This is a genomic window from Streptomyces sp. NPDC056628 (assembly GCF_042792555.1).
In the GTDB taxonomy this organism is placed as follows: Bacteria; Actinomycetota; Actinomycetes; order Streptomycetales; family Streptomycetaceae; genus Streptomyces.
Genome location: NZ_JBHTWG010000005.1, coordinates 133074 through 149175 on the forward strand (window position 1 = coordinate 133074; position 16102 = coordinate 149175).

At 72.8% G+C, this 16102-nt stretch carries 15 protein-coding genes; 9 read left to right on the forward strand and 6 right to left on the reverse strand.

Annotated elements, in window-relative coordinates; all coding sequences use genetic code 11:
* The first annotated feature begins 214 nt into the window (after positions 1-214).
* Complete coding sequence (locus tag ACFRAC_RS09835; RefSeq protein ID WP_361344919.1) at positions 215-1108, forward strand: NYN domain-containing protein; 894 nt, start codon at positions 215-217, stop codon at positions 1106-1108.
* 73 nt (positions 1109-1181) lie between these two features.
* On the opposite strand, the gene ACFRAC_RS09840 is transcribed toward ACFRAC_RS09835, so the two are convergent.
* Together ACFRAC_RS09840 and ACFRAC_RS09845 are read right to left on the reverse strand one after the other, a co-directional pair.
* Positions 1182-2063 carry an alpha/beta fold hydrolase gene (locus ACFRAC_RS09840; protein WP_382922958.1) on the reverse strand — a complete coding sequence of 294 codons (882 nt, stop codon included), beginning with the start codon at positions 2061-2063 and terminating at the stop codon, positions 1182-1184.
* 109 nt (positions 2064-2172) lie between these two features.
* Positions 2173-4206 (reverse strand): DEAD/DEAH box helicase, encoded by a 2034-nt coding sequence (locus ACFRAC_RS09845; RefSeq protein WP_382922959.1) that lies wholly within the window; start codon positions 4204-4206, stop codon positions 2173-2175.
* A 472-nt stretch (positions 4207-4678) separates the two neighbouring features.
* On the opposite strand from ACFRAC_RS09845, the gene ACFRAC_RS09850 reads away from it, so the two are divergent.
* Positions 4679-5443 carry a ferritin-like fold-containing protein gene (locus tag ACFRAC_RS09850; protein ID WP_382922961.1) on the forward strand — a complete coding sequence of 255 codons (765 nt, stop codon included), beginning with the start codon at positions 4679-4681 and terminating at the stop codon, positions 5441-5443.
* 44 nt (positions 5444-5487) lie between these two features.
* Here ACFRAC_RS09850 and ACFRAC_RS09855 read toward each other — a convergent pair whose 3' ends face one another.
* The 4 genes from ACFRAC_RS09855 to ACFRAC_RS09870 form a co-directional block, all read right to left on the reverse strand.
* Positions 5488-5757, reverse strand: a complete 270-nt coding sequence (locus ACFRAC_RS09855; protein ID WP_382922963.1) for a hypothetical protein — start codon at positions 5755-5757, stop codon at positions 5488-5490.
* 209 nt (positions 5758-5966) lie between these two features.
* Positions 5967-6194 (reverse strand): DUF3107 domain-containing protein, encoded by a 228-nt coding sequence (locus tag ACFRAC_RS09860; RefSeq protein WP_062668721.1) that lies wholly within the window; start codon positions 6192-6194, stop codon positions 5967-5969.
* Positions 6195-6388: 194 nt separating this feature from the next.
* Complete coding sequence (locus ACFRAC_RS09865) at positions 6389-7030, reverse strand: TetR/AcrR family transcriptional regulator (RefSeq protein WP_361344911.1); 642 nt, start codon at positions 7028-7030, stop codon at positions 6389-6391.
* A gap of 237 nt (positions 7031-7267) precedes the next feature.
* On the reverse strand, positions 7268-7492 hold the full coding sequence (locus ACFRAC_RS09870; protein WP_382922966.1) for a hypothetical protein: 225 nt from the start codon (positions 7490-7492) through the stop codon (positions 7268-7270).
* Between the two features lie 289 nt (positions 7493-7781).
* Between ACFRAC_RS09870 and ACFRAC_RS09875 the strand changes: the two genes are divergently transcribed.
* The 7 genes from ACFRAC_RS09875 to ACFRAC_RS09905 all read left to right on the forward strand — a co-directional run bounded on the left by ACFRAC_RS09875 (position 7782) and on the right by ACFRAC_RS09905 (position 16045).
* Entirely contained in the window at positions 7782-8807 is a 1026-nt protein-coding gene (locus ACFRAC_RS09875) for an alpha/beta fold hydrolase (RefSeq protein WP_382922968.1), read from the forward strand.
* Positions 8808-8814: 7 nt separating this feature from the next.
* The gene (locus tag ACFRAC_RS09880; protein WP_382922970.1) at positions 8815-10341 is read left to right on the forward strand and encodes a DUF3152 domain-containing protein; all 1527 of its coding nucleotides are present in this window, start codon (positions 8815-8817) and stop codon (positions 10339-10341) included.
* Positions 10342-10397: 56 nt separating this feature from the next.
* Positions 10398-10490, forward strand: a complete 93-nt coding sequence (locus tag ACFRAC_RS09885; RefSeq protein ID WP_361344904.1) for an Ms4533A family Cys-rich leader peptide — start codon at positions 10398-10400, stop codon at positions 10488-10490.
* 195 nt (positions 10491-10685) lie between these two features.
* Complete coding sequence (locus tag ACFRAC_RS09890; protein WP_382922973.1) at positions 10686-12404, forward strand: ABC transporter substrate-binding protein; 1719 nt, start codon at positions 10686-10688, stop codon at positions 12402-12404.
* 4 nt (positions 12405-12408) lie between these two features.
* A complete protein-coding gene (locus ACFRAC_RS09895; protein WP_382922975.1) occupies positions 12409-13413 on the forward strand; it encodes an ABC transporter permease in 1005 nt (334 codons plus the stop codon).
* Positions 13410-14408 (forward strand): ABC transporter permease, encoded by a 999-nt coding sequence (locus ACFRAC_RS09900; protein WP_382922977.1) that lies wholly within the window; start codon positions 13410-13412, stop codon positions 14406-14408. The genes ACFRAC_RS09895 and ACFRAC_RS09900 overlap by 4 nt, the downstream gene beginning before the upstream one ends.
* A complete protein-coding gene (locus ACFRAC_RS09905) occupies positions 14405-16045 on the forward strand; it encodes a dipeptide ABC transporter ATP-binding protein (RefSeq protein WP_382922979.1) in 1641 nt (546 codons plus the stop codon). The genes ACFRAC_RS09900 and ACFRAC_RS09905 overlap by 4 nt, the downstream gene beginning before the upstream one ends.
* Positions 16046-16102 lie beyond the last annotated feature (57 nt).

Consider the following 16102-nt stretch of genomic DNA (forward strand, 5'->3'; position numbering starts at 1 on the left):
ATCCTCCTGAGGAGAACATCTGGTGAGGGCCCCGCGAGCCATGGCGCTCCCGGTTCCATAGGTATGCAACAGGCCGCGTGTTACAAACATTCCCTACGCTAAAGAAATTTTTCGAACGACTAACTACTGACCGGTAAGGGATCGACGAACGATCAAGCAGAGACCGACCGGTATCGGTTGTGTTCGCAGCGTGACCGCCGGGACAATGGAGTCGATGAACGACGACCTGGCGGCGCTGGCCGCCCGCATCGACCACACGAACGAGCTGCTGCTGCGCATGCTCGCCGAGGTGGCGAAGACGCCCTCCACTCATGCGATCTTCGTCGACGCGGGCTACCTCTACGCCGCCGCCGGCCGCCTGGTCGCCGGCACGGAGGACCGCAGGGCCTTCGACCTGGACGCCGAGGGGTTGATCGAGGCGCTCATCGACCGCGCCCGCACGATCTTCGCCGACAGCAGGCTGCTGCGCGTCTACTGGTACGACGGCGCCCGGCGCCGCATCCACACCGCGGAACAGCAGTCGATCGCCGAACTCCCCGACGTCAAGGTGCGCCTGGGCAACCTCAACGCCAACAACCAGCAGAAGGGCGTCGACTCCCTGATCAGGAGCGACCTGGAGTCCCTGGCCCGGCACCGTGCCATCAGCGACGCGGCCCTTCTCGGCGGCGACGAGGACCTCGTGTCGGCGGTCGAGGCGGCCCAGGGGTACGGGGCACGCGTCCACCTGTGGGGCATCGAGGCGCCGGAGGGCCGCAACCAGGCCGAGCCGCTGCTCTGGGAGGTCGACAGCCAGCGCACCCTCGACCTCGACTTCTTCAAGCCGTACGTCTCCCGGCGCACCGCCGCCGCCCACGAGGCCGCGGCCGCCCGGCCCACCCGGGAGGACGTACGGTTCGTCGGCGCGCAGATCGCGGCCAAGTGGCTCGCGGCACGCGGACGCGCGTCACTGGTCGAGCTGCTGCCCGGCCACCCGTACCTCCCGGGCTCCGTCGACCAGGACCTGCTCGTCGAGGCGGAGGGGCTGCTCCAGTACTCCCTGCGCGGTCAGGCCGACCTGCGCCGCGCGCTGCGGGACGGCTTCTGGGAGCACCTCCAGACGCAGTACTAGGGGGGTGTCGATCAGGCCGGATCAGCGCGCGATGCCATGCGCCGGGAGCCCGGCATGATCGACGAGACACCCCCTAGCCTCCGGTGACGCGGTCCCAGAAGTCGGCCGTGGCCTCAGCCGTCGGCAGGGGCCGGTCCGCGTTGGGGGAGTGCTCGGCGCCCGGGATCACCGTCCGGTGCGCGTGCAGCCGGGCGGCCATGTCGTCCAGGACGGAGACCGGCCAGGTGTCGTCGCTGGCCCCCGACAGGACGTGGAACGGCAGCGGCAGCGCGTCGAGTTCGTCCACGCGGTCCGGCTCCGTGCACAACTGGCGTCCCGTCGCCAGGAGTTGGGCGGGCTTGGTGCCCAGCCAGCGGCGGCGCAGCAGATCCGGGCCGCCGATGCCGCGGGCCGGACCGCCGACCTCCTCGGGTGGTCCCATGGCGAGGATCGCCTCCCAGGTCTCGGCCATGGTCATCACCGCGAGCGCGTCCCGCAGCAGCTTCACGCGCTGCTGCTGGGAGTCCGAGATCTGGGCGGGCCCCGAGGCCATCAGGGTCAGCGACCGGAAGGGCGTGTGGTCGAGGAGGACGGCCGCGCGGGCGATCTGGCCGCCCAGCGAGTGGCCGAACAGGTGCAGCGGGGTGTCCAGGGGGCCGAGGGCCGCCGCCTGGGCGAGCACGTCACGCGCCAACTCACCCCGTTCGTAGGCGGATTCGTCGTGCTCGGGCCCGTCCGACTCGTGCTGGCCCCGCCCGTCGACGGCCACCGTGCGATAGCCGCGCTCCGCGAGCGGCCCCTGCATGAGGGTGAAGTCCTCCTTGCTGCCGGTGAACCCGGGCAGCATCAGCGCGACCCCGCGGGGCCGCACCCCGGGCGCGACGGGGCAGTCGACGACGGCGAAGGCGCCGCGGCCGGTGCGCAGTGGGTAGGCGCGGGAGCCTGGAGGCGGGGTGTAGACGGGTTCGGTGCTCACGAGGGGGAGGGTAGCCGGTGCGCCTCCGGGCGTCCGCCGCACGGACGCCCGGAAACGCCGACGGCCCGGCCCCCCTTTCGGTGGGGCCGGGCCGTCGGCGTGACGCGGGTCAGCTCTCCGCGGGCTCCTCGGCGGCTGCCGCGGTCTTGCGGGCGCGACGCACCTTCGGCTTCGCCTCGGCGGCTGTCTCCACGGTCTCCTCGGCTGCCGCGGCCTTGCGCGTACGGCGGCGGGGCGCCGCCGGCTCCTGCGTGGCCTGGGCCGGGATCTCGGCGGCCTCGGTGACTGCCGCGGTCTTGCGGGTGCGGCGTGCCTTGGGCTTGGCCTCGGTGGCCTCGGCGGTGTCGAGGGCCGCCTCGGCGGTCGCGGCGGTCTTCCGCGTCCGGCGCGGCTTGGCCTCGGCCGTCTCGGCCGCGTCGGCGGGGGCCTCGGCGGTCGCCGCGGCCTTGCGGGTGCGGCGGCGCGGGGCGGCCGCGGGGGCCTCCTCGGCCACCGGTGCCGGCGCGGCGGCGACCGGCTCGGACGCCTGCACGGCCTCCTCGGCGGCCTCGGCCACCGGCGCCGTCTGCGCCTCCGCCGACTTGCGGGTGCGGCGGCGGCGCGGCTTCGCCGCGGTCTCCTCGGTGGTCGTCAGAGCCGGGCCCTCGGCCGTGTCGACGGCGGCATCCGCGTCCTGCGGAGCCGACTCGGCGACGGCCGTCAGGGAGGCCTCCGCCAGTGCTCCGCCGCGGGTGCGGCGACGGCGGCGGGGCGTGCGCGGCTCGGTCGCGGACTCCGCGGGGGCCGCCTCGTCCGGCGTACCGGTGGCGGCGGGCGCCTCCGGGGCGTCCAGCGCGTTCCCGCCGCGGGTACGGCGACGGCGGCGGGGCGTGCGCGCCGGGCGCTCGCGCTCCGCGGTACGGGAGTCGTCCCGGCCGCCCCGGTCACCGCGGCCACGGGCACCGCGGCCACCGGTCTCGCCGAGGTCCTCCACCTCCTCCGCCGCCAGCCCGGCGCGCGTGCGCTCCGAGCGGGGCAGGACACCCTTGGTGCCGGCGGGGATGTTCAGGTCCTCGAAGAGGTGCGGAGAGGTGGAGTACGTCTCCGGCGGGTTGTTGAAGTTGAGCTCCAGCGCCTTGTTGATCAGCTGCCAGCGCGGGATGTCGTCCCAGTCGACGAGGGTGATCGCGATGCCCTTGGCGCCCGCGCGGCCGGTGCGGCCGATGCGGTGCAGGTACGTCTTCTCCTCTTCGGGGGACTGGTAGTTGATGACGTGCGTGACGCCCTCGACGTCGATGCCGCGCGCGGCGACGTCGGTGCAGACGAGGACGTCCACCTTGCCGTTGCGGAACGCGCGCAGCGCCTGCTCACGGGCTCCCTGGCCGAGGTCGCCGTGGACCGCGCCGGCCGCGAAGCCGCGCTGCTGGAGCTGGTCGGCGAGATCGGCCGCGGTGCGCTTGGTGCGGCAGAAGACCATGGCCAGTCCCCGGCCGTCGGCCTGAAGGATGCGCGCGACCATCTCGGGCTTGTCCATGTTGTGCGCGCGGTAGATGAACTGCGCCGTGTTCGCGACCGTCTTGCCCTCGTCGTCCGGCGCGGTCGCGCGGATGTGGGTCGGCTGCGACATGTACCGGCGCGCGAGCCCGATGACCGCACCCGGCATGGTCGCCGAGAACAGCATGGTCTGGCGCCGGGCCGGAAGGAGGTTGATGATCTTCTCGACGTCGGGCAGGAAGCCCAGGTCCAGCATCTCGTCGGCCTCGTCGAGGACGAGCGCCTTGACGTGCTTGAGGTCGAGCTTCTTCTGGCCCGCGAGGTCCAGGAGCCGGCCCGGGGTGCCGACAATGACGTCGACGCCCTTCTTCAGCGCCTCGACCTGGGGCTCGTAGGCGCGGCCGCCGTAGATGGCGAGGACGCGGACGTTGCGGACCTTGCCCGCGGTCAGCAGGTCGTTGGTGACCTGCGTGCACAGCTCGCGCGTGGGGACGACGACGAGCGCCTGCGGGGCGTCGGTGAGGGCTTCGGGACGGGCACGGCCCGCCTCGACGTCGGCGGGGACGGTGACCCGCTCCAGGAGGGGGAGGCCGAAGCCCAGCGTCTTGCCGGTGCCGGTCTTCGCCTGGCCGATGACGTCCGTGCCGGAGAGGGCGACGGGAAGGGTCATCTCCTGGATGGGGAAGGGGTTGACGATGCCGACGGCCTCAAGGGCCTCGGCGGTCTCGGGAAGGATTCCGAGCTCTCGGAAAGTCGTAGTCAGGGTGCTGCCTCTTCTGTGTACGCGGTGCGAGGCGAGCGCGGGGGGTCTTGACGGACCGTGCCGGGGACGTCGGCTGCCGTACGGCGGGACCGTAAGGCACGGGACCACTGCCGACGCTCTAGCGCTCGTACCGCTGAGGGTGTCCCTCCGGTCGTCGTACGCATGGTGCCGTACGGCCGGGGAGGGCTGTCGGGTCGGAGCCGATCGGGCCACCGACCGGGCATCCTCATAACGCGCGGCCCGTCGGGTACCTCTAGGTACTCAGCGGGCGCATTACCACCATACCCCGGAATCACGCACATGCGATGGCCGAATTGGTCACGTAGTCGTCGTCACACTGATTGACCAGGGACTTCCGTCACGCATCAAGCGGGCTATTGTGCGCTTCATGACGACGCCTGACAACACCTCTGACGCCGCGGCCACCGCCGACACCCCCGTCGCACGCACCGGGGTCGCCGCCCAGGACTGGGCGAAGGCCTCCGCCGATCCCCAGTACCGGGCCGCCGTCGTCGACCTGCTCGGCGCGCTGGCCTACGGCGAGCTGGCGGCGTTCGAGCGGCTGGCGGAGGACGCGAAGCTGGCGCCGACGCTCGCGGACAAGGCGGAGCTGGCGAAGATGGCGTCGGCCGAGTTCCACCACTACGAGAAGCTGCGGGACCGGCTCGCCGAGATCGGCGTCGAGCCCACCGAGGCCATGGAGCCGTTCGTGGCCGCACTGGACGGCTTCCACCGGCAGACGGCCCCCTCGGACTGGCTGGAGGGCCTCGTCAAGGCGTACGTCGGCGACTCGATCGCCAGCGACTTCTACCGGGAGGTCGCCGCCCGGCTCGACTCGGACACGCGCGACCTGGTGCTGGCCGTGCTGGACGACACCGGCCACGCCGAGTTCGCGGTGGAGAAGGTGCGCGCGGCGATCGACGCCGACCCGCGCGTGGGCGGCCGCCTCGCGCTCTGGGCACGGCGGCTGATGGGCGAGGCGCTGTCGCAGTCGCAGCGGGTGGTCGCCGACCGGGACGCGCTGTCGACGATGCTCGTGGGCGGGGTCGCGGACGGGTTCGACCTCGCGGAGGTCGGCAGGATGTTCTCGCGGATCACCGAGGCGCACACCAAGCGGATGGCCGCGCTGGGCCTCGCGGCCTAGCCGGGGCCCGCGTACGCGTCACGCGCCCGGCGATCGCTCCCGCTCTAAGCGGTCGCCGAGTGGCGGCGCAGTCTGCCCGCGGGGCGCACCAGCAGGGAGAGCGAGGCGGTGGCGACGATCGCGGCGCCGGCCAGGATCACGGCGAGGTTGCCGAAGTCGAGCGCGGTGTGCGTGACGAAGGCGCCGAAGAGGGCGCCGCCGGCACCGGTCGGCAGGACCAGCGAGCGGGCGGGCATGCGGTGCGGCAGGCGGCTGTACGCGGCCCACGCCAGGGCCAGGCCGAGGATCGCGGAGCTGAGCGCTTCCAAGAGCATGCTGGGGTCCCTCCCACATGGCCGACCTGCTCGAAACGGTCGTACCCCGTCATACCCCTGACCTGCGGAATACAATCCTCCTCTGTGAGCGGCCTGTGCTCCGTCCGTGGAGAGGACCTGGAGGCGCCGCGGGGCGGCGGAGGAACGGGAGAGGGGCCCGGCGACGGTGGTCGCCGGGCCCCTCTCCGCACGCCTTGGTGGCGGCTGCCTCAGAGTGCGCCGAAGCCCACCTTGCGCGGAGCCGGCTCGCCGAGCTCCACGTACGCGAGACGGTCGGCCGGGACGAGGACCTTGCGGCCGTGCTCGTCGACGAGGCTCAGCAGCTGAGACTTGCCGGCCAGCGCCTCGGACACCGCCCGCTCGACGTCTTCGGCACTCTGACCGCTCTCCAGAACGATCTCGCGGGGCGCGTGCTGCACGCCGATCTTGACCTCCACGGCTATGTCCCTCCGACGGTCAGTGAAGTGCGCGACCTTGCGCGCCGTACCAAGCACACATTAGCCCGGTGAGGGGATGTCCACGCTCCGCCGGGCCACGCCAGGAGCGAACAGCGGACGGGAACAAACGCGCACCACGCGCGCGTGCGGGCCGAAGGTGCCCCTACGCGCGCGTGGTGCGTGACGCCTGCTGCTCAGTGCGCGTCGGAGCCGTGCAGCGGGAAGCCGGCGATGCCGCGCCAGGCCAGCGACGTCAGCAGCTGGACGGCCTGGTCGCGCGGGACGCTGCGGTCGCTGTGCAGCCAGGAGCGGGCCACCACCTGCGCGAGACCGCCGAGACCGGAGGCCAGCAGCATCGACTCCGCGCGCGAGAGCCCGGTGTCCTCGGCGATGACGTCGCAGATCGCCTCGGCGCATTCGTTCGTGACCTTGTCGACGCGCTCGCGCACGGCGGGCTCGTTGGTCAGGTCGGACTCGAAGACCAGCCGGAAGGCGCCGCCGTCGTCCTCGACGTACGCGAAGTAGGCGTCCATCGTGGCGCGCACGCGCTGCTTGTTGTCGGTGGTCGACGCGAGCGCGCTGCGCACCGACTGGATCAGGGACTCGCAGTGCTGGTCCAGGAGTGCGAGGTAGAGGTCGAGCTTGCCCGGGAAGTGCTGGTAGAGCACCGGCTTGCTGACGCCGGCGCGCTCGGCGATGTCGTCCATGGCGGCGGCGTGGTAGCCCTGCGCCACGAAGACTTCCTGGGCGGCGCCCAGCAGCTGGTTCCGTCGGGCACGGCGCGGCAGGCGCGTGCCCCGCGGGCGTGCCGCCTCTGTCTGCTCGATGGCTGTCACGCCGCCTCCCAAGATCGTCCACATGCGGTGTGCGCCGCGTGGCCATCGTACTTTTCGGTAACCCGGGTGTGCGCGGTGCGAGCGCAGAATTTCACGGACCGGACGGCGGCGAAAGCCGCGTAGAGGGTTTGAAACCGGGTCGCAATGGGCATACGGCTGGCCTCTCTCCTGCTCAGCGGCCCTCCTCCCGCGCCCGGACGGACCCTCGCCGGTCCCGGCGCCCCCGGGGTCGCCCCGTCAGCGATAGTCGTCCTCGTCGAGGGAGACGACGCGCGCCTGCTCGATCAGATCCGCCTCGTTGACCCAGTCCGGGTCCACCTCCGGCAGCGGGTCGTCGGGGTCCGGCGCGACCTCCGCCTTCTGCTCGGCCGCGTCGGCCGGCGGCGCCTCGACGTCGAACTCGTCGGCTTCCTCGGCGTCGTCGTGCACGAAGATCTCGGGGTCGATGGGATCGACGGCCATGGTGGGCTCCCTTTCCTAGAACGCCCCCGTGGGGGGTGCGGTGTCCCCGGGCGAGACTGGGGTCCGTGTCCGGGTGCCCTGCGTACGAGCCTAGGAGACACCCGATCCGGACGCTATGCGATCCGCGGGTCATCTGCGGGCGATCCGGGCGGTTTCCGGCCTCCTGTGCACAGGCCGGTGCACGTGGCCGGTTCCCGCCGCCCGCACTGCCATGTACGCGTCGGCTTGTGACGGCGAACACAATGGCGAACGCATGAATCACCGCGTGATCGTCTCGTAACATTGCCGCATGTCTTCGACCGAGCCGCCGTCCGTGTCGGCCGCCCATGTGCTCCCCCAGGTGGCGACCGTCCGGGTCGCGGAGGGGGAGCGGCTGCGGTCGGTCGGGCTGCCCGGGGTCACGCTGACCGTGCGGTCGCGCCCGCCCGCGCGGGAAGGGCTGCCGCCCGCGCTGTACGTCCACGGGCTCGGCGGCTCCTCGCTCAACTGGTCGGCGCTCATGGAACAGCTCGACAGCGTCGTCGACTCCGAGGCCGTCGACCTGCCCGGCTTCGGCGACTCGCCGCCACCGGACGACGGCGACTACTCCCTCACCGCGCACGCACGCGCGGTGATCGGCTATCTGGACGCGTCCGGCCGCGGCCCCGTACACCTCTTCGGGAACTCGCTCGGCGGCGCGGTCTCCACGCGCGTCGCCGCCGTCCGTCCGGACCTCGTCCGTACGCTCACCCTCGTGTCGCCCGCGCTACCGGAGCTCCGCGTCCAGCGCACCGCCGTGCCCACCGGGCTGCTGGCGGTGCCGGGGGTGACGGCGCTCTTCACGCGGTTCACCAGGAAGTGGACGGCGGAGCAGCGGGTCCGCGGCGTGCTGCAGCTCTGCTACGGCGAACCGGGACGAGTGACGCCGGAAGGCTTCCGCCATGCCGTCGAGGAGATGGAGCGGCGGCTCCAACTGCCGTACTTCTGGGACGCGATGACGCGGTCCGCGCGCGGGCTCGTCAACGCCTACACCCTGGGCGGGCAGCACGCGCTGTGGCGGCAGGCCGAGCGGGTGCTGGCCCCGACCCTGCTCGTCTACGGCGGCAAGGACCAGCTCGTCGGCCACCGCATGTCCAGCAGGGCGGTCCGCGCCTTCCGCGACTCCCGGCTGCTGACCCTCCCGGAGGCCGGGCACGTGGCGATGATGGAGTACCCGGACGTCGTCGCCCGCGCCTTCTGTGACCTCCTCGCGCAGGCCGAGGGCCGCGAGCCCGACGCGGGGCCGCGCACGTCCGGCACCGACGCGGGTGCCCCGACCGAGAACCCGGGGAGCTGAGGCGCGGGTGGGACGCCACAGCCGGCGCGGCCTCGCCAAGCGGGACGCCACGGAGACGACGGCACGACAGGACGACGGACAGGCGCCCCCCGAGCCGGGCGCGCCACAGCGCCGGCCCTCCGTACCGGGTCCCGGCCGCGCCCCGGGAACGCCGCCGCCCCCGCCCGGCCGGCAGGAGAGACCCCCGGCGTACGGCGGACACCCCCATCCCGCCGGCGCCACGCCGCCGCAGGGACCCCCGCGGCTGCCCGACGGCACGCCCGCGCGCGGTGTGCCGATGTTTCCCGACGGGACGCCCGCGCGGGGGGTGCCGCGTTTCGCCGACGGGACCCCGGCCAAGGGGACCCCGAGGCTGTCCGACGGGACTCCCGCAGGGGGTGTCCCGCGCCACCCCGACGGCACGCCCGCGCACGGCGTCCCCCGGTTCGCGGAGGGCACGCCCGCCCAGGGGGCGCCCAGGGCTCGCAGCGGCCACCCCGAGCAGCGGGAACCCGGCGGCGGCTGGGGCGAGCTGAGAGGACGTACCTCGGTCGCCTACGGCACCGCGGCGGCCGGTGCCGCCGTGCCAAGGCCCCGGCAGGAGTTCGTCGACGCCTTCGACACGGACGCCGATGTCTTCGCGCCCCGCACCACCGAGCGGCCGTACCCACCGGGCCCCGGCCCCGGCACACCGGGCGTGGCCGGCGCCGGTCCCGATCACGCGCCGCCGACCGGCGTGCCCGCCAAGGGCGGCAAGGGCCGGGCCTTCACCGGGGTCGCGGCGGCCGCCGTCGTCACCGTGCTGGCCGTCGTGGTCGCCGGGCAGGTCGCCCAGGGCCGGGGCGACACCCGCGCCCGGGCGGAGTCCGCCGGGGACGGGTCGCGGGACTCACGTGACGCGGCCTCCCGCACCGACGACCGCCCGACGCCCTCCGCGGCGCCGGGCGCGGTCGCGCTGACCTACGACCAGAAGATGGGCCGGCGGTACGCGCTGAGCGCGAACGCGACCGGCTCCGGGAAGTTCGACGCGGTACCGGGGACCGACAAGGCCCCTGGCGGCGGACGGAAGTTCACCTACCGGGTGGACGTCGAGCGGGGCCTCGGGCTGGACGGCGCGCTGTTCGCCGAGGCCGTGCAGGAGACGCTGAACGACAAGCGGAGCTGGGCCCATGGCGGCGCCCGTACCTTCGAGCGCGTCGACGGCGGCGAGCCCGACTTCGTGATCACGCTCGCCAGCCCCGGCACCACCGCCGACTGGTGCGCCAAGTCGGGCCTCGACACCACCGAGGACAACGTCTCGTGCGACTCGGCCGCCACCGAACGCGTGATGATCAACGCCTACCGGTGGGCGCAGGGGTCCGAGACCTACGGCGACCGCATCCACGCCTACCGGCAGATGCTGATCAACCACGAGGTCGGCCACCGGCTCGGCTTCGGCCATGTCACCTGCGACAAGGACGGCGAGCTCGCCCCGGTCATGCAGCAGCAGACCAAGTTCCTCGACCACGACGGGATCACCTGCAAGGCCAACCCCTGGGCGTTCCCCGAGAGTTGACAGGTGACTCGCAGATCAAATTGACATGCGCGGCCGGATCGTTCATATTTCTCCGCATGTCGTCCCGTCCCGCCACCTGCCGCGCCGCCATCGAGCTGGCGCTCATCGGCGTGGCCGCTCTGTGCGTGGCCGACATCCACTGTCGCTGACGCCCGCCCTTCGGCGTACGCGTCGCGATTCCTCCTTTTCTCCGTGCTCCGGTCCCTGACCGGGCGCGGCCTCTCGACGACCGGCGCCGGGGCAGACGTCCGTTCCAGCACGTCTCACTCCGTGTCGTTTCATCTCATGTTTCGAGATCCGAAGTGGGACCGGCACGCGCTCACCCAACCGAGAGGTCGTCTCCGATGCGTCAACCGTCCGTCATAGCGCGCCGCGTGGCAGCGGCATCCGTCAGCCTGGTCGTGGCAGCGGGCGTCGCCGCCTGCGGGCCTGAGGACAACGATGCCAAGGCAGCCGGCAACGACTCCACGCCCCACAAGGGCGGCACGCTGACCGTTCTGAACTCCAACCCGCAGCAGGACTTCGACCCCGCCCGGCTCTACACCTCCGGCGGCGGCAACGTGCCCTCGCTCGTCTTCCGCACCCTCACCACCCGCAACCGCGAGAACGGCGAGGCCGGTGCCCAGGTCGTCCCCGACCTCGCCACCGACACCGGGCGCCCCAACAAGGACGCCACCGTCTGGACCTTCACCCTCAAGGAGGGCCTGAAGTACGAGGACGGCACCAGCATCACCTCCGCCGACGTCAAGTACGGCATCGAGCGCTCCTTCGCCCCCGAGCTCTCCGGCGGCGCCCCCTACCTGCGGGACTGGCTGGTCGGTGCCGCCGGCTACCAGGGCCCGTACAAGGACAAGAAGGGCCTGTCGGCGATCGAGACGCCGGACGAGCGGACCATCGTCTTCCACCTGAACAAGCCCGAGGGCGAGTTCCCGTACCTGGCCACGCAGACCCAGTTCACGCCCGTCCCCGAGGCCAAGGACACCGGCACCAAGTACGAGCAGCACCCGGTCTCCTCCGGGCCGTACAAGGTCGTCACGAACGAGAACGACGGCGAGCGGCTCGTCCTGGAGCGCAACCCGCACTGGTCCACCGCGACGGACGCCGAGCGCAAGGCGTACCCCGACAAGATCGACGTACGGTCCGGGCTCGACTCCTCCGTGATCAACCAGCGGCTGTCCGCGTCCCAGGGAGCGGACGCCGCCGCCGTCACCACCGACACCAACCTCGGCCCGGCCGAGCTCGCCAAGGTGTCCGGCGACAAGGAGCTGGCCGCCCGCGTCGGCACCGGCCACTTCGGCTACACGAACTACATCGCGTTCAACCCGAAGATCAAGCCGTTCGACGACCCCAAGGTGCGCCAGGCGATCGCGTACGCGCTCGACCGCTCCTCCGTCGTCAACGCCGCCGGCGGCTCCGCGCTGGCCGAGCCCGCCACCACCTTCCTGCCCGACCAGAAGTCCTTCGGCCACACGCCGTACGACCACTTCCCGGCCGGTGACAGCGGTGACCCGGCCAAGGCCCGGGAACTGCTGAAGGAGGCCGGGCACGGCGACGGGCTGACCGTCACGCTCACCCACTCCAACGCCAAGGACTTCGAGACCAGCCCGGAGATCGCCACCGCCATCCAGGACGCCCTGAAGAAGGCAGGAGTCACCGTCCGGCTCCAGGGCCTGGAGGACAACGACTACTCCGACAAGATCCACGACGTGAAGACCGAGCCCGGGTTCTTCCTCGCCCACTGGGGTGCCGACTGGCCCTCCGGCGGTCCCTTCCTCGCCCCGATCTTCGACGGCCGGCAGATCGTCGAGGACGGCGCCAACTTCAACAACGGGCAGCTCGACGACGCATCGGTCAACGCCGAGATCGACGCGATCAACAAGCTCACCGACCTCGACGCCGCCGCCAAGCGCTGGGGCGCCCTCGACAGCAAGATCGGCGAGAAGGCCCTCACCGTGCCGCTGTTCCACCCCGTCTACAAGCGGCTGTACGGCAAGGACATCCAGAACGTCGTGATCAGCGACTGGACCGGCGTCCTCGACATCTCCCAGGTCGCGGTGAAGTAGCGCCGTGAGTGAGGCAGTTCTCGCCGTCGAGACCCCCGGGGCGGACGCCCCGGGGGTCTCGGGGGCCCGTCAGTTCTGGCGGCGGCTGCGCATGCGGCGCGCAGCCCTCGTCGCGGCGTCCGTCGTCGCCCTGCTCGTCCTGGTCGCGCTCACCGCACCCCTCCTCACCGCGCTCGAAGGTCAGGACCCCACCACCTACCACCCGTCCCTCGTGGACTCCGCGCGCGGCGGCGTCCCCGTCGGATCCTTCGGCGGCATGAGTGCCGACCACTGGCTCGGCGTCGAACCGCAGACCGGACGCGACCTGTTCGCACGGCTCGTGCACGGCGCCCGCGTGTCCCTCGGCGTCGCCCTCGCCGCGACCGTCGTCCAACTCGTCCTCGGGGTCGCCGTCGGCGTCGCCGCCGGACTCGGGAACCGCTGGGTCGACCAGCTCCTGACCCGCGTCGCCGACATCTTCGTCGCGATGCCCCTCATGATCGTCGCGCTCGCCCTGCTCGCCGTCGTGCCCACCGGTTTCCCGCGCCCCGTCCTGGTGGCGCTGGTCGTCGGGCTGGTCTCCGGCTGGGCCACCCTCGCCAAGATGGTCCGCGCGCAGACGCTCACCCTCAAGGAGGCCGACTACGTGGCCGCCGCCCGCCTGAGCGGGTGGGGCACGGTCCGGATCGCCCGGCGCGAACTGCTGCCGGGCCTCGCCGCGCCCGTCATCACGTTCGCGGCCATCCTCGTCCCGACGAACATCTCCGTCGAGGCGGCCCTGTCGTTCCTCGGCGTGGGCGTGCGGCCGCCGACGCCGTCCTGGGGGCAGATGCTCACCTCCGCGAACGTCTGGTACCAGGCCGCCCCGCATTACCTGCTGCTGCCCGCCGGCGCCCTGTTCGTCACCGTCCTCGCCCTCACCGTGCTCGGTGACGGCGTCCGCACCGCCCTCGACCCGCGCGCCGCCTCCCGGCTGCGCGTCGGCACGGGCCGCAAGGGCCGCGACGGCCGGAAGGAGGGGGCGTCATGAACGGCTTCGGCGGATTCGCCGCACGCCGGGCGGCCGGTGCCGTCGTCACCCTGCTCGCCCTCTCGGTGATCATCTACGTGGTCTTCTACGTCACCCCCGGCGACGTCGCCCAGATCACCTGCGGCCCGCGCTGCTCACCGGCCCAGGTGCAGCAGGTCGCCGCACAACTGCACCTGGACGACCCGCTGTACGCGCGGTACTGGCACTTCCTGCAAGGGCTCGTCGCCGGTCAGGACTACTCCACCGGCACCTCGGTCCAGCACTGCTCCGCGCCCTGCCTCGGCCTGTCCTACCAGACCGACCAGCAGGTCCTGACGCTGATCCTGGCGAAACTCCCGGTCACCGCCTCGCTCGCGCTCGGCTCGATGGTGCTGTGGCTGATCATCGGCGTCGGCACCGGCGTGCTGTCGGTGTGGCGGCGCGGCCGGCCCACCGAGCGGCTGCTGACCACCGTCACCCTCGCGGGCATGTCCACCCCCGTCTTCGTCATCGGGCTCGTCCTGATGATCGTCGTCTGCGGGCAGCTCGAACTGCTGCCCTTCCCGCAGTACGTGCCCTTCACCGACGACCCCGAGCAGTGGGCCTGGAACCTGCTGCTGCCCTGGCTGTCGCTGGCGCTCGTGGAGTCCGCCACCTACGCCAGGATCACCCGCGCCGCGATGCTGGAGACGCTCGCCGAGGACCATGTGCGCACGTTCCGCGCCTACGGCCTCGGGGAGCGGGCCGTCATCGGGCGGCACGCCCTGCGCGGCGCGCTGGCCCCGCTCATCGCCGTGAACGCCAACAACATCGGCGTCCTGTTCGGCGGTGCCGTGCTCACCGAGACCCTGTTCGGGCTGCCCGGCATCGGCCGGGAGATGGTCGAGGCGGTCAAGGTCGTCGACCTGCCGGTGGTCGTCGGGATGGTCCTGGTGACCGGCTTCTTCGTGGTCCTCGCCAACGCCGTCGCGGACGTCCTGTACGCGGTGGCCGACCGACGGGTGGTGCTGACATGAGCGAGGCCGTGAAGCCCCCGGCCGGGAGCCTCGTCGAGGTGAGCGGCCTGACGGTCGACTTCGGCGGTCTGCGGGCCGTCGACGGGCTCGGGTTCCGGCTGGAGCGGGGCGCCGCCCTCGCCCTCGTCGGCGAGTCCGGCTCCGGCAAGTCCACGGTCGCCTCCGCCCTGCTCGGGCTGCACCGCGGCACGGGCGCGGAGGTCGGCGGGGCGATCCAGGTCGCGGGCGTCGACGTGGGGCGGGCGCCGGAGGACGCGCTGCGCCGGCTGCGGGGCGGGACGGCCGCCATGGTCTTCCAGGACCCGCTGTCCTCGCTCGACCCGTACTACGCCGTCGGCGACCAGATCGCCGAGGTGTACCGGGTGCACACGCGTGCCTCGTGGCGGGCCGCACGCGCGCGTGCCGTCGAGGTGCTCGACCGGGTGGGCATCCCGGACGCCGTACGGCGGTCCCGGTCGCGTCCGCACGAGTTCAGCGGCGGCATGCGCCAGCGCGCGCTCATCGCCATGGCGCTGGCCTGCGAGCCCGAGCTGCTGATCGCCGACGAGCCCACGACGGCCCTCGACGTCACCGTCCAGGCGCAGATCCTCGACCTGCTGCACACCCTCCGCGAGGAGACCGGGATGGGACTGCTGCTGGTCACCCACGACGTGGGCGTGGCCGCCGAGAGCGTCGACGAGGTGCTGGTGATGCGGCACGGGCGGGCGGTGGAACACGGGCCCGTGACGGAGGTCCTGGGCGCGCCCCGCCAGCCGTACACCCGGGAACTGCTGGGCGCCGTCCCGCGCGTGGACGCGCCCCGGGCGGTCCGTGCGGAGTCCGCCGCCGGGAGCGACGCACCCGGCGCGCCGGTGCTGGAAGCCGTCGGGCTGCACCGGGTGTTCGGGCGCGGGAAGAAGGCGTTCACGGCCGTGGACGGGGTGTCGCTCGCCGTCCGCCGGGGCGAGACCCTCGGCGTGGTGGGGGAGAGCGGCAGCGGCAAGACGACCCTCGGCCGCATGCTCGTCGGACTCCTGGAGCCGACGGCAGGAGAGGTCCGCCACGACGGCCACGCGCGCGCGGGCGTCGATCCGGCCGTGCAGATGGTCTTCCAGGACCCCGTCTCCTCCCTCAACCCCCGCCGCAGCGTGGGCGAGTCGATCGCCGACCCGCTGCGTGCGCGGGGCGAGCGGGACGACGCGCGGATCCGGGCCCGGGTGCGGGAACTGCTGGAGCGCGTCGGCCTCGAAGCGGCGCACCACGACCGCTATCCGCACGAGTTCAGCGGGGGCCAGCGCCAGCGCGTCGGCATCGCGCGGGCGCTCGCGGCGGACCCGCGCGTGATCGTCTGCGACGAGCCCGTCTCCGCGCTCGACGTCACCACCCAGGCCCAGGTGGTGGCGCTGCTGGCCGAACTGCAGCGCGAACTCGGCCTCGCGCTGGTCTTCATCGCGCACGACCTCGCCGTCGTCCGCCAGGTGAGCGACCGCGTCGCCGTGATGCGGCGCGGGCGGATCGTCGAACAGGGCCCCGTCGACCAGGTGTACGACCACCCGCAGGACCCGTACACCGAGCAGTTGCTGGCCGCCGTACCGGCGCTCGACCCGGCGGTCGCGGCGCGACGGCGGTCGGCGCGACGGGAGCTGGCCACGATCTGACCGGACCCGGCGCCCGAGCGTGACGATCCGTGTGCGTTTGAACTCCTAGCGCGACGG

Bases quoted from the DNA above. Each gene is read 5' to 3' on its own strand.
- ACFRAC_RS09900 (WP_382922977.1), top strand. From the start codon at position 13,410: ATGAACGGCTTCGGCGGATTCGCCGCACGCCGGGCGGCCGGTGCCGTC.
- ACFRAC_RS09890 (WP_382922973.1), top strand. From the start codon at position 10,686: ATGCGTCAACCGTCCGTCATAGCGCGCCGCGTGGCAGCGGCATCCGTC.
- ACFRAC_RS09905 (WP_382922979.1), top strand. From the start codon at position 14,405: ATGAGCGAGGCCGTGAAGCCCCCGGCCGGGAGCCTCGTCGAGGTGAGC.
- ACFRAC_RS09875 (WP_382922968.1), top strand. From the start codon at position 7,782: ATGTCTTCGACCGAGCCGCCGTCCGTGTCGGCCGCCCATGTGCTCCCC.
- ACFRAC_RS09885 (WP_361344904.1), top strand. From the start codon at position 10,398: ATGTCGTCCCGTCCCGCCACCTGCCGCGCCGCCATCGAGCTGGCGCTC.
- ACFRAC_RS09835 (WP_361344919.1), top strand. From the start codon at position 215: ATGAACGACGACCTGGCGGCGCTGGCCGCCCGCATCGACCACACGAAC.
- ACFRAC_RS09855 (WP_382922963.1), bottom strand. From the start codon at position 5,757: ATGCTCTTGGAAGCGCTCAGCTCCGCGATCCTCGGCCTGGCCCTGGCG.
- ACFRAC_RS09845 (WP_382922959.1), bottom strand. From the start codon at position 4,206: ATGACCCTTCCCGTCGCCCTCTCCGGCACGGACGTCATCGGCCAGGCG.
- ACFRAC_RS09870 (WP_382922966.1), bottom strand. From the start codon at position 7,492: ATGGCCGTCGATCCCATCGACCCCGAGATCTTCGTGCACGACGACGCC.